The sequence below is a fragment of the Bacillus sp. 05T21 genome (assembly GCF_056396785.1).
The window spans coordinates 308,569-330,446 of the sequence record NZ_JBFTMD010000002.1 but is presented as its reverse complement, the minus strand read 5'-3'; the positions used below and the strand labels follow the sequence as shown (position 1 = coordinate 330,446).

25 protein-coding genes and 1 riboswitch are annotated in these 21,878 nt (G+C 34.2%); of the genes, 20 read left to right on the top strand and 5 right to left on the bottom strand.

The window, feature by feature from the left end:
* Positions 1 to 19: 19 nt before the first annotated feature.
* The 7 genes from phnX to cbpA all read left to right on the top strand — a co-directional run bounded on the left by phnX (position 20) and on the right by cbpA (position 8,278).
* Positions 20 to 814: a phosphonoacetaldehyde hydrolase gene (phnX, locus tag AC1DKZ_RS06650; protein WP_476995831.1), complete on the top strand. Its 795-nt coding sequence runs from the start codon at positions 20 to 22 to the stop codon at positions 812 to 814.
* 16 nt (positions 815 to 830) lie between these two features.
* Positions 831 to 1,928 carry a 2-aminoethylphosphonate--pyruvate transaminase gene (phnW, locus tag AC1DKZ_RS06645; protein ID WP_113733582.1) on the top strand — a complete coding sequence of 366 codons (1,098 nt, stop codon included), beginning with the start codon at positions 831 to 833 and terminating at the stop codon, positions 1,926 to 1,928.
* The gene (locus tag AC1DKZ_RS06640) at positions 1,925 to 3,109 is read left to right on the top strand and encodes a saccharopine dehydrogenase family protein (RefSeq protein ID WP_476995830.1); all 1,185 of its coding nucleotides are present in this window, start codon (positions 1,925 to 1,927) and stop codon (positions 3,107 to 3,109) included. The genes phnW and AC1DKZ_RS06640 overlap by 4 nt, the downstream gene beginning before the upstream one ends.
* A 40-nt stretch (positions 3,110 to 3,149) precedes the next feature.
* A complete protein-coding gene (locus AC1DKZ_RS06635) occupies positions 3,150 to 3,932 on the top strand; it encodes a DeoR/GlpR family DNA-binding transcription regulator (RefSeq protein ID WP_002030497.1) in 783 nt (260 codons plus the stop codon).
* Between the two features lie 438 nt (positions 3,933 to 4,370).
* Positions 4,371 to 6,650, top strand: a complete 2,280-nt coding sequence (locus AC1DKZ_RS06630) for an NEAT domain-containing leucine-rich repeat protein (protein ID WP_476995829.1) — start codon at positions 4,371 to 4,373, stop codon at positions 6,648 to 6,650.
* 249 nt (positions 6,651 to 6,899) lie between these two features.
* Entirely contained in the window at positions 6,900 to 7,529 is a 630-nt protein-coding gene (locus AC1DKZ_RS06625; protein WP_002011549.1) for a class II aldolase/adducin family protein, read from the top strand.
* A gap of 125 nt (positions 7,530 to 7,654) precedes the next feature.
* Entirely contained in the window at positions 7,655 to 8,278 is a 624-nt protein-coding gene (cbpA, locus tag AC1DKZ_RS06620) for a cyclic di-AMP binding protein CbpA (protein WP_002140932.1), read from the top strand.
* Between the two features lie 67 nt (positions 8,279 to 8,345).
* Here cbpA and AC1DKZ_RS06615 read toward each other — a convergent pair whose 3' ends face one another.
* Positions 8,346 to 9,116, bottom strand: coding sequence for a divergent polysaccharide deacetylase family protein (locus AC1DKZ_RS06615; RefSeq protein WP_002086817.1), 771 nt, complete (start codon positions 9,114 to 9,116; stop codon positions 8,346 to 8,348).
* A gap of 490 nt (positions 9,117 to 9,606) precedes the next feature.
* On the opposite strand from AC1DKZ_RS06615, the gene AC1DKZ_RS06610 reads away from it, so the two are divergent.
* The gene (locus AC1DKZ_RS06610) at positions 9,607 to 9,888 is read left to right on the top strand and encodes an aspartyl-phosphate phosphatase Spo0E family protein (protein WP_002011543.1); all 282 of its coding nucleotides are present in this window, start codon (positions 9,607 to 9,609) and stop codon (positions 9,886 to 9,888) included.
* Positions 9,889 to 9,917: 29 nt separating this feature from the next.
* On the opposite strand, the gene AC1DKZ_RS06605 is transcribed toward AC1DKZ_RS06610, so the two are convergent.
* Positions 9,918 to 11,414: a DUF3149 domain-containing protein gene (locus AC1DKZ_RS06605; RefSeq protein WP_476995828.1), complete on the bottom strand. Its 1,497-nt coding sequence runs from the start codon at positions 11,412 to 11,414 to the stop codon at positions 9,918 to 9,920.
* Positions 11,415 to 11,608: 194 nt separating this feature from the next.
* Here AC1DKZ_RS06605 and AC1DKZ_RS06600 point away from each other — a divergent pair, with 194 nt between their 5' ends.
* The 4 genes from AC1DKZ_RS06600 to AC1DKZ_RS06585 all read left to right on the top strand — a co-directional run bounded on the left by AC1DKZ_RS06600 (position 11,609) and on the right by AC1DKZ_RS06585 (position 14,801).
* Positions 11,609 to 12,055: a MarR family winged helix-turn-helix transcriptional regulator gene (locus tag AC1DKZ_RS06600; protein WP_002064378.1), complete on the top strand. Its 447-nt coding sequence runs from the start codon at positions 11,609 to 11,611 to the stop codon at positions 12,053 to 12,055.
* 156 nt (positions 12,056 to 12,211) lie between these two features.
* Positions 12,212 to 13,906, top strand: coding sequence for a M3 family oligoendopeptidase (locus AC1DKZ_RS06595; protein ID WP_476995827.1), 1,695 nt, complete (start codon positions 12,212 to 12,214; stop codon positions 13,904 to 13,906).
* Positions 13,907 to 14,045: 139 nt separating this feature from the next.
* The gene (locus tag AC1DKZ_RS06590; RefSeq protein ID WP_476995826.1) at positions 14,046 to 14,579 is read left to right on the top strand and encodes a DinB family protein; all 534 of its coding nucleotides are present in this window, start codon (positions 14,046 to 14,048) and stop codon (positions 14,577 to 14,579) included.
* A 105-nt stretch (positions 14,580 to 14,684) separates the two neighbouring features.
* Positions 14,685 to 14,801 (top strand): DUF6254 family protein, encoded by a 117-nt coding sequence (locus AC1DKZ_RS06585; RefSeq protein ID WP_000038354.1) that lies wholly within the window; start codon positions 14,685 to 14,687, stop codon positions 14,799 to 14,801.
* A gap of 9 nt (positions 14,802 to 14,810) precedes the next feature.
* Here AC1DKZ_RS06585 and AC1DKZ_RS06580 read toward each other — a convergent pair whose 3' ends face one another.
* Positions 14,811 to 16,019 carry an ATP-binding protein gene (locus AC1DKZ_RS06580; protein WP_219303696.1) on the bottom strand — a complete coding sequence of 403 codons (1,209 nt, stop codon included), beginning with the start codon at positions 16,017 to 16,019 and terminating at the stop codon, positions 14,811 to 14,813.
* A 208-nt stretch (positions 16,020 to 16,227) separates the two neighbouring features.
* Positions 16,228 to 16,271: riboswitch (PreQ1 riboswitch) on the top strand.
* Between the two features lie 93 nt (positions 16,272 to 16,364).
* Here AC1DKZ_RS06580 and queC point away from each other — a divergent pair.
* Genes queC through queF form a run of 4 tightly spaced genes read left to right on the top strand, consistent with a single transcriptional unit; the run spans position 16,365 to position 18,743 of the window.
* Positions 16,365 to 17,027 (top strand): 7-cyano-7-deazaguanine synthase QueC, encoded by a 663-nt coding sequence (queC, locus tag AC1DKZ_RS06575; protein ID WP_002086813.1) that lies wholly within the window; start codon positions 16,365 to 16,367, stop codon positions 17,025 to 17,027.
* On the top strand, positions 17,027 to 17,518 hold the full coding sequence (gene queD / locus AC1DKZ_RS06570) for a 6-carboxytetrahydropterin synthase QueD (protein WP_002011526.1): 492 nt from the start codon (positions 17,027 to 17,029) through the stop codon (positions 17,516 to 17,518). Before queC ends, queD begins: the two co-directional genes overlap by 1 nt.
* Positions 17,511 to 18,227, top strand: a complete 717-nt coding sequence (gene queE, locus AC1DKZ_RS06565) for a 7-carboxy-7-deazaguanine synthase QueE (protein WP_002086811.1) — start codon at positions 17,511 to 17,513, stop codon at positions 18,225 to 18,227. The genes queD and queE overlap by 8 nt, the downstream gene beginning before the upstream one ends.
* An 18-nt stretch (positions 18,228 to 18,245) precedes the next feature.
* On the top strand, positions 18,246 to 18,743 hold the full coding sequence (queF, locus tag AC1DKZ_RS06560) for a preQ(1) synthase (protein WP_476995825.1): 498 nt from the start codon (positions 18,246 to 18,248) through the stop codon (positions 18,741 to 18,743).
* A 50-nt stretch (positions 18,744 to 18,793) separates the two neighbouring features.
* Here the strand turns inward: queF and AC1DKZ_RS06555 are convergent, their stop codons facing one another.
* Positions 18,794 to 18,979 (bottom strand): YkvS family protein, encoded by a 186-nt coding sequence (locus AC1DKZ_RS06555; RefSeq protein ID WP_002064385.1) that lies wholly within the window; start codon positions 18,977 to 18,979, stop codon positions 18,794 to 18,796.
* A gap of 253 nt (positions 18,980 to 19,232) precedes the next feature.
* Between AC1DKZ_RS06555 and AC1DKZ_RS06550 the strand changes: the two genes are divergently transcribed.
* Both AC1DKZ_RS06550 and AC1DKZ_RS06545 read left to right on the top strand, forming a co-directional pair.
* Positions 19,233 to 19,391, top strand: coding sequence for a hypothetical protein (locus AC1DKZ_RS06550; RefSeq protein ID WP_002086806.1), 159 nt, complete (start codon positions 19,233 to 19,235; stop codon positions 19,389 to 19,391).
* A gap of 83 nt (positions 19,392 to 19,474) precedes the next feature.
* Positions 19,475 to 20,077 carry a histidine phosphatase family protein gene (locus tag AC1DKZ_RS06545; RefSeq protein ID WP_476995824.1) on the top strand — a complete coding sequence of 201 codons (603 nt, stop codon included), beginning with the start codon at positions 19,475 to 19,477 and terminating at the stop codon, positions 20,075 to 20,077.
* Between the two features lie 60 nt (positions 20,078 to 20,137).
* Here the strand turns inward: AC1DKZ_RS06545 and AC1DKZ_RS06540 are convergent, their stop codons facing one another.
* A complete protein-coding gene (locus tag AC1DKZ_RS06540) occupies positions 20,138 to 20,716 on the bottom strand; it encodes a GNAT family N-acetyltransferase (RefSeq protein ID WP_476995823.1) in 579 nt (192 codons plus the stop codon).
* A 261-nt stretch (positions 20,717 to 20,977) separates the two neighbouring features.
* On the opposite strand from AC1DKZ_RS06540, the gene AC1DKZ_RS06535 reads away from it, so the two are divergent.
* On the top strand, positions 20,978 to 21,172 hold the full coding sequence (locus AC1DKZ_RS06535) for an abortive phage infection protein (protein ID WP_476995822.1): 195 nt from the start codon (positions 20,978 to 20,980) through the stop codon (positions 21,170 to 21,172).
* Between the two features lie 25 nt (positions 21,173 to 21,197).
* The gene (locus tag AC1DKZ_RS06530) at positions 21,198 to 21,515 is read left to right on the top strand and encodes a hypothetical protein (RefSeq protein WP_060750618.1); all 318 of its coding nucleotides are present in this window, start codon (positions 21,198 to 21,200) and stop codon (positions 21,513 to 21,515) included.
* Positions 21,516 to 21,878 lie beyond the last annotated feature (363 nt).

Here is a 21,878-nt window from a genome sequence, read left to right as displayed (position 1 = left end):
AAGAAGGGTGATGGATAGAATGAAAATTGAAGCAGTTATTTTTGATTGGGCAGGTACGACAGTTGATTACGGATGTTTTGCACCATTAGAAGTATTCATGAAGATTTTTCATAAACGCGGTGTTGAAATTACAGCAGAAGAAGCTCGTAAACCAATGGGGTTATTGAAGATTGATCATGTTAGGGTATTAACGGAAATGCCCCGTATTTCGAATGAGTGGAAGCGTGTCTTCGGACAATTACCAACAGAAGAAGACATTCATGAGATGTATGAAGAGTTTGAAGAAATTCTCTTTGCTATTTTACCGTACTATGCCACGCCAATTGATGGGGTAAAAGAAGTGGTTTCTTCACTACGTGAAAGAGGTATTAAAATTGGATCAACAACTGGTTATACGAGAGAAATGATGGACATTGTTGCAAAAGAAGCAGAAATACAAGGGTATAAACCTGATTTTCTTGTGACGCCAAATGATGTTCCAGCAGGTCGTCCATATCCGTGGATGTGTTATAAAAATGCGATGGAACTCTGTGTATACCCAATGAATCATATGATAAAAATTGGAGACACCGTGTCAGATATGAAAGAGGGCAGAAATGCTGGAATGTGGACAGTTGGTGTAATCCTCGGTAGTAGTGAGCTCGGTTTAACGGAAGAGGAAGTTGAGAATATGGATCCGTTAGAGCTTCGTGAAAAAATAGAAGTAGTTCGTAATCGTTTCATTGAAAATGGGGCTCATTTTACAATTGAAGCGATGCAGGAGCTCGAAAACGTAATTGAACATATCGAGAAACAAGAACTTATTATTTCATAAAGGGGGGCACACGATCATGAATGAAAATCACTATTTATTATTAACACCAGGACCATTAACGACAACAAAAACTGTAAAAGAAGTTATGTTATACGATTGGTGTACGTGGGATGTTGAATATAACACGATGGTGCAAGATGTAAGAAATAGGCTTGTATCATTAGCGACAAAGGAGGAAGAAAAGTACACAACAGTTTTAATGCAAGGAAGCGGTACGTTTTCGGTTGAAGCAGTAATTGGTTCTGTTATTCCTAGAAACGGAAAGCTGCTAGTTTGTACAAATGGTGCGTATGGTAAGCGGATTGTACAAATGGCAGAGATGTTACATATAGATGTGGTGGTCAGTCAAACAGAAGAGTGGGAGCCTACTAATATTGCAGAAGTAGAACAGTTATTACAACAAGATAAAGAGATTACGCATATTGTAGTTGTTCATTGTGAAACAACTACAGGTATTATTAATCCAATTGTAGACGTATGTAAATTGGGAAAACAATATGGAAAAGTTACACTGGTTGACGCAATGAGTAGTTTCGGTGGTATTGAAATAGATATCGCTGAGTTGCAAATTGACTTTCTAATTAGTAGTGCGAATAAATGTATTCAAGGTGTTCCCGGATTCGGTTTTGTCATCGCAAATCGTGATGAACTATTGAAATGTAAAGGACAAGCTCGTTCTTTATCATTAGATTTATATGATCAGTGGGAAACGATGGAAGAGCAAAATGGGAAATGGCGCTTTACTTCACCTACACATGTTGTACATGCATTTTATCAGGCATTGCTTGAATTAGAAGAAGAAGGCGGAGTAAGAGCCCGTTACAATCGATATTATAGCAATCAAAAACTACTAGTGCACAAAATGAAAGAAATAGGCTTTAAGCCATTAGTAGATGAAAAATATCAATCTCCTATTATTACATCTTTCATTTATCCAGAAGCAGGATTTGAATTTTTGCAGCTATATAATGAATTAAAGCGATATGGATTTGTTATTTATCCAGGTAAAATTTCGAAAGTAGATACGTTCCGCATTGGAAATATCGGTGATGTACATGAAGACGATATTAATCGCTTAGTTGATAGTATTGCTAAAGGGGTTGTTATAGGGTGAAAGTATTTTGCTTAGGTGGAGCAGGTAAAATTTGTCGTGAAGCAATTTTAGATTTAGTTCAATTTTCATCTTTTGAGACGATTACGGTAGCCGATTTTAATGAAGAGGAAGGCCGAAAAGTAGTAGAGTGGTTAAATGATCCTCGTGTTGATTTTGTGAAAGTCGATGTGACAAATCATGAGGATACGGTCGCAAAAATGAAGGGCTATAACATTGTAATGGATGGTACGACGATAAAGTTAAATGGATTGTCTACTCGCTGTATCGCAGAGGCCGGTTGTCACGGTGTGAACTTAAATGGATTCGGTGAAGAAAATGAATCCCATTCTAAATTTGTTCAACATGGAACAACATGTTTACCTGGGTTTGGTATGACACCAGGTGTAACGCAAATGATGGCCATGTATGCAGCAAATCAGCTAGATACTGTAGAGTCAGTTCGAGTAAGTCATGGCTCGTATCGTCCAATTGCTTTTTCTGCATCAATTACAGAGACAACGACATATGAATATGATCCACATTTGCCGACGCGTACAGTGTATGAGGAAGGTGAATTCAAGCAAGTACCTCCGTTTGCGTGCCCGAGAGAAATTGAATTACCAGCGCCTTACGGAAAAACAATGCAGTATATAATCCCGCATTCAGAAACGATTACGTTAGCGAAGGCACTGGAAGATAAAGGTGTACAGCTTATTGAAACAAGAGGAACTTGGCCAGAGCAAAATATGCAGCTCGTTCGTGCTTTATATGATTATGGTATATTGCGTAATGATCAAATTGAAATAAACGGTAAAGAAATTGGTATTATGGATTGTATTTCGAAGTATCTATTAAAATCGAAAGAAGGACAAGAAACAGAGCTTTATGGTTATGCACTTCATGTAGAAGTAGTAGGTATGAAAAATAATCAAAAACAAAGGCATGTGTTATACCATACACATCCGCTATCTGACGGTTCTGTAGTAGGTTGGGAGAAATTAAGGGCCTATACAAGAAATGTTGGTATCCCATTTGGAATCGCTACAGAGTTAATTGCAAAAGGAGTAGTTAATAAAGTCGGTGTTATTACTCCTGAAGAAGCTTTCGAAAATCCACAAATTATTTTTGACGAACTAGAAAAGCGCGGTATTTATATTCATGAAGAGATTTTCACTGAAAAAGAAAATTATAACTTTGTATAAGTAAGACAGTTTATGAGGTAGATATAAATGGGGTGAGGCTATGTCTGTAGTAGGTGAAGAGAGAAAGAGGACAATTCTTGAGAAGGTAGAGTTTAAAGGAAAAGTAAAAGTTTCAGAATTAGCGAGAGAGTTCGCAGTATCAACAGAGACGATTCGTCGGTATTTAGAAGAATTAGATCGTGAAAAAAAATTGAAGAAAGTGTACGGTGGAGCCGTTCAACTTCCGGGAGCTGGGATAGAGGCACCGATGTTAGAACGAGAGATGCTGCATATAGAAGAGAAGAAAAGAATTGGGTATAAAGCAGCAACGTTTGTGGAAGATGGAGATGTTATTGCGATTGATGATGGAAGTACACCACTTCAAATGGTGCCATATCTTGTTCATCGTAAAAATTTAACGATTGTAACAAGTTCATTTCCAGTAGCAACACAATTAATTTCTTCTATTAATAAAAAGATGTTTCACGGTGAAGTTTTATTTATAGGCGGGAAAGTATCCCCAAAACATTCACGTGTGTCGGGGTCTATTTCACAGCAAGTAATTCATCAATTTCATTTTCATAAAGCATTCGTTTCGATTGATGGGTTGTTGCAAGGTTTTGGGGTTTCTAGCTTTGAATTAGAAAAGGCGAAACTGTCAGAAGCGATGATGAAATTAGCTGAGAAAACGTATATTTTATGCGATCATACAAAGGTAGGCGTAAAAGGGAACTACCGAATAGCAGGATTTTCTCGTATTCAACATATTATTTGTGATAAGAAAATGCCCTATAGTTTTGAAGAAGAAGTCAAAAAGCATAATATTCAATGGACAGTTTGCTAAATGAATTGAATACGTTTAGACTCCCACCTAATTTTTAGGTGGGAGTTTTACTAGCAGCAAGTAAAAAAATAAAAGCTTTGTATTTATGCAAAAAGTGGACACATTTTCTCATCTCGTTCATATAATTTACCAATACAAAAAAAGTTGGTCGAAGGAAAGAAGGGAAAGTATGTCGGAACGGATATATAATAAACTTGTATTGTATGCAAACATTTTGCAAAAAATTGGTGTTATTAATGAAAAAGAAAAAAGTGAAATCCTTCATACGATAGGCAAAAAAGCCCTTTGAGTAAAGGGTTTTTTATTTTTTATCTATGGAAATATAAACTTAATGTAATATTCTTGTTGACAATGATAATGAGATTCATTATCATTTATTATGTTAGTAATTGATAGTAATTATCAATTGAAATATATATAAGATAAGGGGATATTATTTTGAAAAAAAGTTATATTAAAGCTCTAGTAGTAGCAACAACATTAGCTATTCCATTTGCTGCGTATTCTACTCCAGCGTTAGCAGCAATAAAAATTGAAGCAAACCAGTCGGTAGCAGCAGCCAGTGATCGCACGTATGATACTGAGATTAAAATATATAAGGATCAAAAAGATGAGCCATCTATGGTTTCTCAGTACATAAAAAATCCTAAAGTAGCAATTAAAGACGGGAAAAAAATCGTTACTGTAACAATACAAGATAGCGATTATTTTCAATATCTTAGAATAGAGGATAAAAACCAACCTGGTGTATTTCAAGATGTGAAAGTTTTATCAGAAGATAAGAGGAAAAATGGAACGAAAGTAGTCCAATTTGAAATTGGCGAATTTGAGAAGAAGCATAATATGCAAATGCATATACTTATTCCGGCCATCGGATATGATCACAAATATCAAGTTCAATTTGAAATTAAAGATCCAACTGTAGGTGACAAAGAAACAGAGAAACCAGATGATAACTCTAATTCAGGCAATACGGAAACGGATCATCCAGTTGATAGTCAAAATATGATAACAGATAACAAATTAAGAGAACTTGTTAATAAAAAAGTATTTAATCGAAAAGATTTAAATACACCAATTACGAAAGAGGAGTTATTACAAGTAAAGGACTTGTTTTTAAACACGAATGAGATTCTGGATTATAGTGCATTAAAATATATGCCAAATTTAAAATCTTTAACAGTTGCGAATGCGAAGATAACAGATCCGTCGTTCTTTGCGAATTTAAAGCAATTAAATCATTTAGCTTTGCGTGGTAATGAATTTTCAGATGTAACACCACTTGTTAAGATGGATAATTTAGAATCTCTTGATTTGAGTAATAATAAAATTACAAATATTGCACCACTAATTGAAATGAAAAATGTAAAAAGTTTATATCTATCAGGCAACCAAATAGAAGATGTAACAGCATTAGCGAAAATGGAACAACTAGATTACTTGAATTTAGCAAATAATAAAATTACGAATGTTGCTCCATTAAGCGCGTTGAAAAATGTAACATACTTAACTTTAGCAGGTAATCAAATTGAAGATATTAAACCGTTATATTCATTACCTTTAAAGGATTTAGTATTAACGCGTAATAAAGTTAAAGATTTATCGGGTATTGATCAAATGAATCAATTAAATAAATTATTTATCGGGAAAAATCAAATTGAAGATGTGACACCACTTGCTAAAATGACTCAGCTTACAGAATTAGATTTACCTAATAATGAGTTAAAGGATATTACTCCATTATCAAGTCTAGTAAACTTACAAAAGCTTGATTTAGAGGCAAATTATATTTCAGACTTAACACCAGTTAGCAATTTGAAAAAGTTAGTATTTCTAAGTTTTGTTGCAAATGAAATCCGCGATGTGAGACCAGTTGTGGAACTAAGTAAGACAGCTTACATTAATGTTCAAAATCAAAAAGTCTTTTTAGCGGACACAGAAGTAAATAAAGAAGTGAAAGTACCTGTATACGAAAAAGATGGTAAAATCTCTACAAAAATTCGTTTGAAGAGTGAAGATGGTACGTATAGTAACGATGTAGTTAAGTGGAGTACACCAGGTGAGAAAGTATATGAATTTGGTGTGAAAGACCCATTTGCAGATACAGGAATCTTCTTCACAGGATCTGTTATTCAAAATGTAGTAGAAAGTAAAGAGGACAATACTTCTAAAGAAGACGAGAAAATAGAAGCAGTAATAGAATTTAATGATGTGCCGAAAGGACATTGGTCAGAGACAGCAATTAACTATTTAGCGAAAGAAGATATTTTTAAAGGATATGGAAATGGTAAATTTGGATTTGGGGATAATATTACTCGTGGACAAGTTGCGTCTTTAGTACAAAGGTACTTGAAATTAGAAAGTAAAGTAGAGCAGAAAGAGATGTTTACTGATACGAAAGGGCATATGTTTGAGCAAGATATTGCTACAGTTGCACAAGCTGGAATTATGCAAGGAGATGGTACAGGTAAGTTTCGTCCAGAAGGAGTATTAACTAGGTACGAGATGTCAGTAGTATTACAAAAAGTATTTCAGTTAAATGAAAATAATTTGGAGAACTTTACAGACGTACCAACAGGTCATTGGGCAGAAGGATATGTGAAAGCATTAGTGGATAATAATATATCAAAAGGTGACGGGAATGGGAACTTTTTAGGGGATGATTTCGTAACACGTGAGCAATATGCGCAATTTCTGTATAAGGCAATAAAAAAATAATAAATGAGAAAAATACGTTATTCTTTAATAAGAAGAATAACGTATTTTTTATATGTACAAAATCAAGTGCTAAATAGACAGGAGTGTTTACATGTGATAGGCCTATTTTTCCGATAGGTGCTGAAACGATATTGACAAAAAGGCATTCTCGTGTGATAATTCAATTAAATTTTTAGAATAATCAAAAAACATTCCTTTTATATAGAAAGGATTTGAACATTATATTAATATTACGCCGGGGGTGACGAAATGTTATTTTTTCTGAAAAAATGGAACGAATTAAAAGATGTGAAAGCAGAATTGGCACTTCGCGATTGGTTTTATGGTACGAAAATTAGTTTATCGATGTGTACGTCAAAAGAGCCATTAACATTTTTAGTGAATGTAGAGGGAAGAGATAAAGGGGTATTTTCTGAAGAAGATTTTATTGTCGTAAATTGCATGTGTGAGCCAGTATTTGAAAACGAAGAAAAACCAGCTATAGAGTCATTTATGCATGCGGATATTTATAAAAAAAGTAGTGCAGAATGCATTTTACAAGTACAGACTGTAGATAGTCATTTAATGTCAGAGCTATATGGGAAAGAAGGAGAAGTAACATTCGAAAAACGTAGTGTGGAACGTGTTTTTGGAAAAGATGGTATTACAGAAATGACAATTCCAATTGTAGAAGATGAAAAGAAATTCGCTAATTTATTAGAAAATAATGTTCCGAATTTTATTGAAGGTGGAGGAGTAGTCCTTGTTCATAATTACGGAATGATCGTGTGGGGGAAAACTCCAGAAGAAGCGAAAAAATGGTTGGAAGGTATAGAGTATTTAATGAACTATCACGTAAAGCTTTTAATGATAAAAGGGGCAAAAAGTTCTGTTATATAAAGATGTATTCACAGAGATTACCATTCCATAAAAATGAAAGCGTTTTAAAAAGAAATTTCACTCATAAAATATAGGTCTCCTTATTATATATAGATTACATGTTGACATGTAAGGAGGAACATATTTTGCGAGTTAAATATCATTTTCTGCCAAAACAGCAGGTGACATTTTGTAAAACGAATGATTCTGGTGAAAAGGCGTTACAAATTATGAATGAAACGGGATTTCGCGCAATCCCTGTATTAGCAGAAAATGAGAAGGAATTCACGGGGATTATTTATAAAGTAGATCTTTTAGAAAAGAAGTGTAATAGCAGATTAGAGGATGTAAGTACAGAAGATGTACTGGAAAATCCAAATTCGTTTATTTTTGAAAAGGATTCTTTTTTTAGAGCTTTTTACGTTATTCGTCGTCTCCCGTTTTTAGCGGTTTTAAATGAGTATAATGAATTTGTCGGCATTTTAACACATTCTAATGTATTTGATGTTATTGAGGATTCGTTCGGTATGCGGACGGGTGGTTATATATTAACAATTGCAACACAAGATTGTAAGGGAACAATTAAAGAGCTTGGGACATTATTAAAAGCATATAATATCGGTGGGCTGTTTACGCTTGATAATGGTGATCAATATATTCGCCGTGTTATCGTAAATATATCGGATGAGTTAAATGAAAAAAAATTAAAGCAATTAATTGAAAAGATAGAGAAAAAGGGATTCAGGGTGAGTCATGTAGATTATATTTAAGTTGAAAAGGAAAGGTACCTATCTGCTATATGTAGATAGGTACCTTTTTTAGTGCGAGAAATGAATCTTATTTTGAAACAGAAGGTGGAGATAACGCTAAATCAGATAAAAAAATAAAGTCTGCATGCTCACGAATTTTAGGAATAGAAGTTTCGATAATACGTGATGTAATTTCACCTGGAGCCCCAACGTGTCCGATAGCTACCATAATGGGTTTGTCTTGGATTTTTTTTATGAGTAATTGTGCTTGTTTTGAAATGTGACTTACCGTATATACATCATCAAAAAATAATTGGTTTTCAATAATAGGCACGCCTAATTCTTTACCGATTTTTGGGACAACACTATTAGGGTTTGTTTTACTATCTAAATAAAATAAACCGTGTTTTTTACAGGCAGAAAGTATAAGACGTACAATCCTTTCATCAGCGGTTACTTTTGATCCCATATGATTGTTCATTCCTATTGCATGAGGTATTTCTTGAATTGCTTGTTCGAGTCGGTTGTTTATTTCTTCATCGCTTAAATCTGTTGTAATCGCTTTTGGTCCAAGCCACTCTTTTTTTCCTCTAATTGGTTCCATTGGCATATGTATAATAACTTCATGCCCTTTTTTATGGGCAGCTATTGCGTCTTGTTTAGTAGAAGGAAGAAATGGCATAACAGCAACAGTGAGTGGAATTGGAAGTGATAACATCTTATCTGTGCCTTTCATATTATTGCCGAAATCATCGATGACAATAGCAACCTTATTCGTATGAGCGTTTGCTTGAATAGGAAAGAAGAAGAAGGGTATGAACAGGGTGAAGACGAGAAATGCAATGGTATATTTGCGCATATAAATATTTCCTTTCTATTTTATCCCGCTATTTGCGGGCAGTAAGACTCCCACCTCAAAATTCGGCTGGAGCAAAGAAGTTAGGTGGGAGATCCACTGCCCGTAAGCGCTCGATTGGTGAAGGCTAATAATTAGTGGGGGATGAACAAAATCCCCACTAATTCAAGTTTCACTTTATCAATCATCATTATGTTTTGCGTTTTTACATAAATTAAACAAAAAATGTCGAAGAAAAGTACATTGAAAATAGAGAATCCACTGTTTACTGAGTATTTACAAAAAAGAAGATGAAAAAAATGTCTATTATTGCGAATGTATTTACAAAGATAGAATAATTTGTAATAATTCTCAAAGTGAGGGTAAAGATTTGTAAATTACAGGGGAAAAATGTTAAATTTTCTGATTCTTCAATTTTAAATAGGATTAAGTGTTTAAAGGGCTAAAGTAGAAGAGGCGTTGAGAGTATTGAAGAAAAATAAGGGGGATATGGATGTTTACTGTAAAAAGGAAGTACACATTAGAAAAGCTTTCGCATGATATTCATATGAAACGTGAAGAAATGATTCATTTAGGATTAACAAGTGGGTTAAATAGTATGGAGACAATTCAAGTTAGTCAAGAATTGGACAAGCTTATCGTACAGTATCAGCGTTACAAAGAAAAACAAACACCGAAATGGTTTTCAATTATAAAGGTTCCTATTTTTCAAATTGGGTATGAAGGGAAATCAAACAATTTTTGGAGAATGTTTGTAGCTGGTTTTATGAAATAAGTATAATTACCCTTTTAAGATAAGGATAATTATACTATGTGTAATGGAATCTCTATATGAACTGTCGTTCCTTTGTTTTCTTTACTATCAATAAATATATGCCCATTGTACATCTCTACAATTCGTTTACATATAACAAGCCCAAGACCTGTTCCAGTATCTTTATTAGTAAAGAACGGATGAAAGAGGTGTTTTTGAATATGTTTAGGAATCCCTTTTCCAGTATCAATAATTTGCAAGTGTGCGTGTTTTTCGTTGTTTGTTACTACAATGGTTAATGTATCACCAGAAGCCATGGCTTCAATTGCATTTTTTGTAATGTTTAAAACCACTTGTTTCATATGGTCTTTTGAGCAACGTATATGAACAGGGTGGTCTGGCAAATGTAAATGAAATACAATGTTATGTAGATTCGCTTCAGATTGGATAATTAATGATACCTCATTAAGAATCGTTCTTACATCAGATGTTTGTTCAATGATGGCAGTTGGTTTTCCAAGAATAAGAAATTCGCTTACAATTTCATTAATCCGTTCTATTTCTTGTTCGATTACGGAAAAGTAGAACTGATCCTGTTCATCTTTATATTTCTCTTTTAACAGAGCAACGAGTCCTTTAATTCCAGTAAGAGGGTTACGGATTTCATGAGCTGTACTAGCTGCAAAAGTTCCAACCAATTCAATTTTTTGTAGTTCATTTTGTTGTCTTTCTAGTTTTGTTTGACGTTTTAATAACATATATTGAGCAAGTAAAAATAAAATAGACATTAAAAATAAAGTAGCTATACACTCTATTGCAACTAACTGGTATAAAGTTTGTTGATGAATAGGTAACGGAGAAACAGAAACTTTCCAATTTAATCTTTGGAGTGGGGTAGTAAGCATGTTAGAATGTCCGTCGCTTGTTTCGTTATTATCATCGGTTAGAAAAACTACATCATGTTTATCAGTTACTTCGAAATGATATTGTGGTTTAATAGCATTTAAAGAGGCTGAAATGTAGTCAAAGCGTAAACTTGCTAATAATAAGCCTGAGAGTTCCTTTTGTCTATTAAATATTGGAGACGCAATCATAATAGCTTGATGTCCAAGAACGCGATCTGTAATAACTGATGATACAGTTGTTTTCTTAGATTGCAATGCATCTTGGATGTATTGGCGGTCAGAAACGTCAATAGGCGGCGAATCGCCTTGGGATGCGAGTGTAATCATCCCATCTGTCGTAGCGTAATATAGACCGGAAAAACGTTCATCATTTCCATCGGTATCATGTACAATCTGTTTAATCCCATTGATGTTTCCAGTTTCGGTCCCTACGACTTTTGCGAGCATTTCTAAGGCAGATATAGCTTCACCAAGGTGATGGTCTAAATAGTCTCTATATAAAAAGAGAACAGTGTGAGCAGATAGTTTGTTTGCCTGTTTCATTTGATAAGTGTGATATGAAAAAAATGTGGCACCAATCCCTATCGTTGGCAGTATAACAAGCAGTATGTAAAAAACTATGCTTTGTAATTTGACTTTCAAATTTGGTACTCCTTCTTTTTTTATTATCATTATATATAAACTATGTTAAAATTGTCATGTTTTTATTCAAGAATCATTTGCATTACATTAGGGAAAGGAAAAGGAATGAGTGAATATTCATTCGGAAGTTGTAATGAAGTGCTACGTTGCTTTTCTTTTTGTTGCGGAGAATTTAAGTGAAGGGTTGAAATGGTATGACATCAAATAATGAGCGAGAAGACATTTCTCAATCTTTAAAAGTATTTATTGCATTATCCCGTGTACATCGTTCTGTTATGGATACTACAAATAAATCCATACAAAGTAACGGATTAAATCCAACTGAGTTTGCTGTATTAGAATTACTATATCATAAAGGAGGCCAACCACTTCAGCAAATCGGTGAGCGTATTTTAATAGCTAGTGGCAGCATTACATACGTTGTAGATAAGCTAGAGAAAAAAGGGCTTGTAAAACGAATTCCATGTCCAAATGACAGGCGTGTTATTTATGCACAATTAACGGAGTCTGGAGAGAGCTTTATTGCTTCTATTTTTCCAGGCCATGAGCAAGTTATATATCAGTCTTTTGAAATGTTAACRAAAGATGAAAAGGATGAATTACTTGATCTATTAAAAAAGATTGGAAAGTATGAAAAATAATGATATGTTCCAAAGGAGCTTTGGATAAAGAAATCCAAGGCTTTTTTGCATATAAGCAAGATGGAAGCTGCCGAATTTTGTTGAAAACTAAGAGGGGATTTGGGAATAAGTATTGAATTATAGTAAAGGTATACATAACGGAGAGGGGGCTCGTTCATGTCATTTAAAGACTATGAATATAAACGGCCAAATATTGAAGGATTAAAAGGGGAATTTACTGTTGCTTTAGAGAAGTTTGATAATGCAAAAACTGTAGAAGAACAAAAACAAGTTATCAATTCAATTAACGAAATTCGTAATGACTTTGGTACAATGGGGAACCTTTGTTACATTCGTCATTCTGTTGATACGACAGATGCCTTTTATAAGGATGAGCAGGATTTCTTTGATGAATTCTCTCCAGTTGTACAAGGGTATGGTACAAAGTATTATAATGCGTTAATTCATTCTCCATTCCGCGAAGAATTAGAGGCGTATTATGGAAAGCAATTATTTGCTCTTGCGGAGTGTGATTTGAAAACATATTCTGATGAAGTCGTGAAAGATTTACAATTAGAGAATAAACTGTCTTCACAATATACACAGTTATTAGCATCTGCAAAAATTGACTTTGCAGGAGAAGAAAGAACGTTATCGCAACTTATTCCATTTATGCAAGGAAAAGAAAGAAGTGAACGTAAAGCAGCAAGTGAAGCATACTACGGATTTTTAGCTGATAAAGAGGAAGAGTTAGATCGTATTTATGATGAGCTTGTTAAAGTGAGAACGAAAATCGCAAAAACACTTGGTTTTAAAAACTTTGTTGAATTAGGATATGCAAGAATGTATCGTACAGATTATAATGCTGAAATGGTAGCGAACTATCGTCAGCAAGTATTAGATTATATCGTTCCGGTTGCAACCGAGTTAAGAAATAGACAAAAAGCACGCATTGGTGTAGAAAAGCTCGCTTATTATGATGAAAACTTTGAGTTTGCTACAGGTAATCCAACTCCAAAAGGCGATGCCGATTGGATTATTAATCACGGGAAAACGATGTATAAAGAATTATCAGCTGAAACAGATGAATTTTTTAATTTCATGCTCGATAATGATTTATTAGATTTAGTTGCGAAAAAAGGAAAAGCTGGTGGTGGATATTGTACATATATCGAGAATTATAAAGCACCATTCATCTTCTCAAACTTTAATGGAACGTCTGGTGACATTGATGTGCTAACACATGAAGCGGGCCATGCTTTCCAAGTATATGAAAGTCGTAAGTATGAAATTCCAGAATATAATTGGCCAACATATGAAGCGTGTGAAATCCATTCAATGAGTATGGAATTCTTTACATGGCCATGGATGAAGTTATTCTTTGAAGAAGATGCGGATAAATATTATTTCTCACACTTAAGTTCAGCACTTCTATTTTTACCGTACGGTGTATCTGTAGATGAATATCAACATTATGTATATGAAAATCCAGAAGCATCGCCAGCAGAACGTAAGTCAGCATGGCGTAACATAGAGAAGAAGTATTTACCACATCGTGATTATGAAGATAATGATTATTTAGAGCGTGGTGGTTTCTGGCAACGTCAAGGTCATATTTATAGCTCACCTTTCTATTATATTGACTACACGTTAGCTCAAATTTGTGCACTGCAATTTTGGAAACGTGCAAGAGATAATAGACAAGAGGCTTGGGAAGATTATGTGAATCTTTGTCAACAAGGTGGAAGTAAATCATTCTTAGAATTAGTAGAAGTTGCAAATTTAACATCACCATTCGCTGAAGGGTGTGTAAAAAGTGTAATTACAGAAATTGAAGCGTGGTTACGTGCTGTTGACGACACAAAATTGTAAAAAAACATGCACTTTTTTCCTATGTTTAACATCGACATAATAGAAAAATGATGAGATAATAAAAGAAAATTCAGAATTATTTTAGGGGTGTTTCTAATGGGGAGCGCCCCTTTTCACCAACAAAAGGGGGGAAAGCACTATGCTTCAATCTAATATGGATGTTAGTTTAGAAACTTTAGTCCACTCATTACAGTCTACACGAAGCACGCTGTTATCAGAAATTGAAATGTTAAATGATACGGAGGTGAATGTAAAGCCACGCCGTGATAAATGGAGTATTATTCAAATTTTGCATCATTTGCATTTAGTTGAACAGTCTGTCACATCTGCCCTTGTATATGCTTTGCAAAAAAAAGAAAGAAAACTTGCTCCATTTAAAGACCTCCAACTTACGCTTGATCGTACACATAAAAGGGAAGCTCCTCAACAAATGAAACCAACAGAAACATTAATGAAAAAACGGCAAGGAATTCAATTACTTGAACATTCACGACAAGAATTATTACATGCCCTTCATAGTGTAATAGATGAAAAAGAATTATTTGAAAATGGATTAAAACATCCTATTTTTAATGATTTGAATTTATATCAATGGGTTCAATTTCTAGATTTACACGAACAAAGACATCTTACACAGCTAAAAGAAGCGAAACATGCAATTTTACAGCGTTAAAATGAAAGAAGTGGGGAACCGCTTCTTTTCTTTTTTACTCATGCATAGTTTTCTTTCTCATTTTGGAATACTACATGGAGAAAAGAAAAGAAGGAGTTGAAAAGCATGTCAAAGAAAAAGAGAGAAGAAGAGCGCGCCTGGAAAGCTCGGAAAGAAAATCAAAAGCCACATGGGAAAGTGAAAGCTTTTGCAGAATTAGTTGAAGGAACAGAAAAAACGTGATGAAGTTCATCACGTTTTTTGTATGAGTGGGAAAGTTAATAAGAAAGTTGTACCTGTACCTTTTTCGCTTATAATATCAATCTTTCCATCCATTGCTTGAATGACGCTGAAGACGACCATCATTCCGAGTCCGGTCCCTTTTTCTTTCGTTGAGTAGAAAGGTGATCCAAGGCGTTTTATTTGTTCTTGATCCATACCAACTCCTGTATCTTTTATATATAATTGTATATGTTTATGGTCTGGAACTAATGTAAGAATAAGGTCGCCACCTGTAGGCATAGCCTCAATACAATTTTTAAAAATATTTAATAAACATTGGTTCAGTTTTTGCTTTTCGCCAGCGATAAAGAAAGATGTACTTTGTTTTATATAATTTATACGAACATTTGCTAAATTAGCGAGAGGTGTGATCAAAGACAACGCATGAAGTAATTCTTCCTCTACTTGTAATTGTTGTTCTTTTTCAATACTCGGTTTTGCAAAAGTTAAGTAGTCTGTAAGAACGTGATTTGCTTGTTCGATACCATTAATGGCTATGTCGATATATAATTTTCGTTCTTTCTCAGAACATGTATCTGACTGTAAAAGTTGTAAAAAACCTTTCGTTGCAGTTAAAGGATTACGAATTTCATGAGAGATAGAAGCTGCCATTTCGCCGATTAAATGAAATTTCTCAGCGTTCATAAGTTCATTTTGGAGACGAACTTGCATTTGTAATATGTGTAGTAAATATAAAATAAGGATCGTGCCAATCATCGTACATAGTTCGTACACAATGATATGTGGTATATAATCTGCATCATTTGTAACACTTGCAAGGAAAAATGGTATCCAACCAAATCCATAAGTAAGACTGTAAAAAATAGCGAGTGTTATTTTTATATGATTAGAACTTCGATTAAAAAATTTGTATGTTAATAGTAGAACAATAAATAGGAGAATAGAAGCGATAAAGGATGGAAACGCACCTATTCCTCCCAATAAAAAGCGATAAATGTTTAATACAGCTAAAATAGAACCACCAGCAATAGGCCCTCCCGTTAACGTGCCGACAATTAATACGATATGTCGCATGTCGAACTGAAAACCATTATTTGTTTTTGCTGCGAAAGTGATACATAGTATGGTAGCGAGGCAACACAATACAATAAATATGGCTGAATTTAATTTAGGAGATCGTTTCCCTTTCTGATTCCAAAATAAATGATATACGAGCATTGTAACGAGAATAGATAATATATTTAAAAAGAGGTAAATAATAAAGAGTTCCAGTGGGATGCCTCCTCTCTTCTAACATTAAATTAATCATACTATAAAATGAAAGAAATGAAATGTGAAATAGCGGAAAAAATCAGAAATTTTTTCTGGTAGTATACAATATGTTACAATAATCTTTGTCAATGAAAGAAGAAATTCCGTGCACTGCATGGGAGAGGTTCGCGAACTCCCTCTATAAAAAACTATGGAAACAACAATATCATTAGGTATTGTTTTGTTTTTTTATTGTGACAGTTCAAGAACGTTCTTTCTTCTTATTCGTAGTAGAGAAGGAGAATGAGTGAAATGAAAAAAGAAAAAGCAGTTGTTGTTTTTAGTGGTGGACAAGATAGTACAACATGTTTATTTTGGGCGATACAGCAGTTTGAAGAAGTGGAAGCTGTAACATTTAACTACAATCAACGTCATAAATTAGAAATTGATTGTGCAGCGGAAATTGCGAAAGAGCTAGGAATTAAACATACGATACTAGATATGAGCCTATTAAATCAACTTGCTCCAAATGCGTTAACGAGAACGGATATGGAGATTACACATGAAGAAGGTGAATTGCCATCAACATTTGTAGATGGACGAAATTTACTATTTTTATCATTTGCGGCTGTATTAGCAAAACAAGTTGGAGCACGTCATATTGTAACGGGTGTATGTGAAACTGATTTCAGTGGTTATCCAGATTGTCGTGACGTGTTTGTGAAATCATTAAACGTTACATTAAATTTATCTATGGATTATCCGTTTGTTATTCATACACCACTTATGTGGATTGATAAAGCAGAGACATGGAAATTATCTGATGAACTTGGAGCATTTGAGTTTGTTAGAGAAAAAACATTAACATGTTATAACGGAATCATTGGTGATGGTTGCGGTGAATGTCCAGCATGTCAACTTCGTAAAGCGGGATTAGATACGTATCTACAAGAACGCGAAGGAGCGAGCAACTAATGGATAACTTTTTTGGATTTCGCATCGTAGAAAATTTGCAAAAAATGGACAAGGATATTCAGCGTGAACAACTCAAATATCATAATAAAAGAGTAATGGTCAGCAAGGAATTTACATTTGACGCAGCGCACCATTTACACTGCTATGAAGGGAAATGTAAAAATTTACATGGACACACATATAAAGTCGTATTTGGAATTAGCGGATATGTAAATGAAATAGGCCTTGCAATTGACTTTGGAGATATAAAAGAGATTTGGAAAAATGAAATAGAAATTTATTTAGATCATCGTTATTTAAACGAAACATTGCCAGAAATGAATACGACTGCTGAAAATATGGTCGTTTGGATTTATGAAAAGATGGCAGAAGCATTAACGAAAGATAATCGTGCGAACGAATATAAGGGAGCTCGTGTTGAATTTGTTCGTCTTTTTGAGACGCCGACTAGTTATGCGGAAGTAAGACGGGAGTGGATGCTCGATGAGTAAAATCCCCGTCTTAGAAATATTTGGTCCGACCATTCAAGGAGAAGGGATGGTTGTAGGACAAAAGACAATGTTTATTCGTACAGCGGGCTGTGATTATAGCTGTGCTTGGTGTGATTCTGCTTTTACATGGGATGGATCGGCCAAAGATCAAATTAAACAAATGACACCGGAAGACATTTGGAATGAGCTTGTAGAAATTGGTGGAGAAAATTTTTCTCATGTTACGATTTCGGGTGGAAATCCTGTTTTGCTGAAAAATATGCAATTTCTTCTTTCTATATTAAAGGAGAATGGAATGCGAACAGCGGTAGAAACGCAAGGGAGTAAATGGCAAGATTGGTTGCTTCAAATTGATGAGGTAACGATTTCTCCAAAACCACCAAGTTCAACTATGAAAACAGATTTTCAGATGTTAGATTCTGTTATTCATAAACTAGCAGGGAAAGATTTTAGTTTAAAAGTAGTAGTATTCGATGATCAAGATTTTGAATATGCAGTTAAGATGCACGAGCGTTATCCGAATGTACCATTTTTCTTACAAGTAGGGAATGATGATACGAAAACAGTGGATGATGCGGTGCTTATAAAAAAACTATTAGAAAAATATGAGTGGCTTATTGAAAAAGCTGTGAATTGTAAAGAAATGAATGATGCGAAAGTACTGCCTCAGCTTCATGCGTTAGTATGGGGAAATAAACGAGGGGTATAATGAGAAGGGATGTTTAAAATGGCAGGAAGATTAGATGAAGATTTAAAAGATGTAACATTATTAGGAAATCAAAATACAAAATATTTATTTGAATATAGCCCGGAAATTTTAGAGGTATTTGATAATAACCATCCAAACCGTGATTACTTTGTAAAATTCAATTGTCCTGAATTTACAAGTTTATGTCCGAAAACAGGACAACCAGATTTTGCAACAATTTATATTAGCTACATTCCAGAACAAAGAATGGTAGAGAGTAAATCCTTAAAGCTATATTTATTTAGCTTCCGAAATCATGGTGACTTCCACGAAGATTGCATGAACGTTATTATGAATGATTTAATTAATTTAATGGATCCACGCTATATTGAGGTATGGGGGAAATTTACACCACGTGGTGGTATTTCAATCGATCCTTACTGTAACTACGGCCGCCCAGGAACTAAGTATGAGAAAATGGCAGACTACCGCATGATGAATCACGATTTATATCCAGAAAAGATCGATAATCGTTAATATAGAAAGAAAGGATCTGTATGATATACAGATCCTTTCTTTCTATTATATTATGCATGTTGATTAATGACAGTATAGTTTTTATGGCTTACAACTGTAAGAGGTTCCATATCTAGTTCTCTAAAATTCTCCATAATTGTTATATCAACAATAACGGAGTTTTGATTTACCTTTTGAACACGGCCTTGCATTCCACCTTTAAATTCAATGATATCTCCAGTTTCTGCGATCTGCATAAGCAACTCTCCTTGTTCCAGTTTTCCCAAAAAAAGAATAATTTGGGCTTTTTTATTTCTTCTTATTTTGAACTATATTTACTACTTTGTAAATGTTTCCAAAGTAAAAATTCGAAAAATATTCACTTTTTGTAAGGAAATATGTAAAAAATATTGTTTAGGAGAGGAATGATAAAAATGCATACATCTTTATACGGGAGTATAATAAAAGATACAATGACCTACTAAAGTGGGAGAAATTAGGGGCTGGAAAATGATGTTTGAAATTGTGGGGAGCTTTATAGCGATTTTATTATTTTTATTTTCTTATATACAGTTGAAGAAAGTGCGTCATCATGAAACAACTACATATTTTGATGGACTGGATGGTGTGCACACATCGATAACACATGATAGTGGTGGGGATATATAACTTTCTTTTTATGCATGGTATGATGGCAATAAGAAATAGTACGTGTAATATAGTTCGTAAGTGATGAATGGGGAGTGGAAAGAATGCGAATTTCTTTTATTCGTCATGGTCGTTTGGACAGTACTATAGAGCCAATGACAATTATTTCATTTCGTGAATGGATGAAGCAATATGGTTTAGGGACTACAGTAAAAGAAACTCCTATACCAATTGAAACAATTGAGGCGATTGAATCAGCGAAACTGGTTATAACGAGTGATGAAAGGCGCGCTGTACAGTCAGCGGCTGAGTTATTGGATTCCCTATCTTTTGTGCAAAATCCTCTTTTTAGGGAAGCTGAAGTTCCAACGAGTTTTTATGCTCCAAAATGGTTGAAATGTAAACCGAATGTATGGATGTTTATTGGACGTACACGATGGATAGTTGGTTATAGTAAAGAGGTTGAGTCTTATAAGGAAGTACGAGAAAGAGCAAGGCAAGCCGCTAATATGTTGCACCGCTATGCGCTCGTACATGGACATATTGCCCTTGTAGGTCATAGTTATTTTAATGCGATGATTGGGACTGAACTGAGGGCAATGGGGTGGTCTGGTTCGCCTATTTTCCATAAGAAGCCATGGGGATGTACAACGTATACATTTCATGAGGCGATGGATGGAAATGTATTAAATACAAAATTAATTTAAAAGAGGCTGTCCCTTTGGCAGCCTCTTTCTCTACATAACAAGTAAAAAAGAATTGTCCTTTTAAGATATAGAAACCAATGACCGTAATGGTTTTATTAGATGGGCATACGGTTCACCGACGAGCATAACGGTTTTATCTTCTTTGTAACCAAGTTTTTCATATAGTGAAAAAGCGCGTTTGTTTTCTAAATTAACAAGTAAGGCGATTTTTTCATGTCCTTTTTCAGTTGCATGAAGTTCAGCTGCATCGATTAATTTAGAGCCAATACCACGTCCACTGTACATATTTGAAACTGACAACGTGTCAATATAATACTCATCAAGTTCAGCTTCTTTTTCTAACGTAATGGATTCGTCTTCATGTAGTTCTCTTAAGTAGTGTATGATTGGTGCATCAAGTTGTTCAGCGTCACTACCGTGATAAACGACAATAACCCCAACTACCTTTCCACCTTGTTCAGCCACTAAACAGTTTTCATAGCTCAATCGATTATTTTCTTTTTCGAACCATGTTTCAAGTCCTAGTATTACTTTTGCTTCAACTGTGCTACCTGTGATTTTTTCAGCAATTTCGTGCAGAGCGTTATACAATAAAGGTGCTACTTCTACCGCATCTGTCTTTTTTGCTTTCCGAATCATAGTATCCCTCCTAGTTCTAAATGTATATTGTAGCATAAAATAAAATATCAAACAGTGATTTGGAACTTTGTTATACAGGGCATCAAAAAGTTTGATATAGAGAAGTAGCTATGTTAGTATATGATATTTAGTGCGAATATAATAAAGTGATATAGATATAAAAATAATGAAAGTGAATTACATAATAGTAACGGGATAATTTTACCGTTGTCGACCTATAGAAGATGCGATAAAATAAACTATTGCAGAGAGGTGAAATACATGGATGAACAATTAGCAAATACAATTTTGGATCAGCTGAAAAATGATGAAATAAAGGAGTATGTTGCGACGAAAGATGTATTTTATACGTTCAGAGAAGTTGTTGTAAATCGAGAAGATTTTAAACATATTATCGGGAACGCACAGCGCGGTGGACAGGTCATTTATACATATTCAGAAACACCACGTTCATAAATAGAAGATAAAGGAGAGGAGAATTATGGGGGATTTTAAACAAGGCATATTGCCACATTGGGATTACATGTGGAAAGATAGAGCTGGGAATAGGTTTATGGGAATGGTTATGTATCCAGAGAAACGAAAATGTTCAGCAAAAATGCTTCAGAAAATAAAAAGAGCATATGAGCAAGCAATAGAAATTAAAGTAACTGTACAAGTTCAACATACATATCAGTACGTAGAAGGAATGATCGTATACTTTGATGAAGAAGCTCCTGTATGTACAATGCTCGATAAAGATGAGAATCCACATCATATATTTGTAAAAGATATTTTGCGTATTGAGCAGCCTGAATGATTTTTTTCATAAATAAATTGAAGTTCCATAATAATAATCTTTTTCTATAATAGTTATCTTTTAGTATGTAACGAGGAACGAAAGAGTATGTATAAATATTTAATAAAGTAAAATTGATAAATGTAATCGTTTTTTGGAACAGATTATCGTTTAAGGTCTGTTCTTTTTTGCGTGATGCTGGAGAAATATATTACTCCAGCATTTACTGTTTTATGACAAAAAATATTGTTAACTTTTTTTAAAATAAGGTTAAATTCGTTGACAAGTTTTTTGAAAAGCACTTTATTGACATGAGTTTTAGAATGTTGTTTCATAGTCTTTGTATTGAAAAAAATCGACGGTCATGTCGAAAAGTAAAAGTTA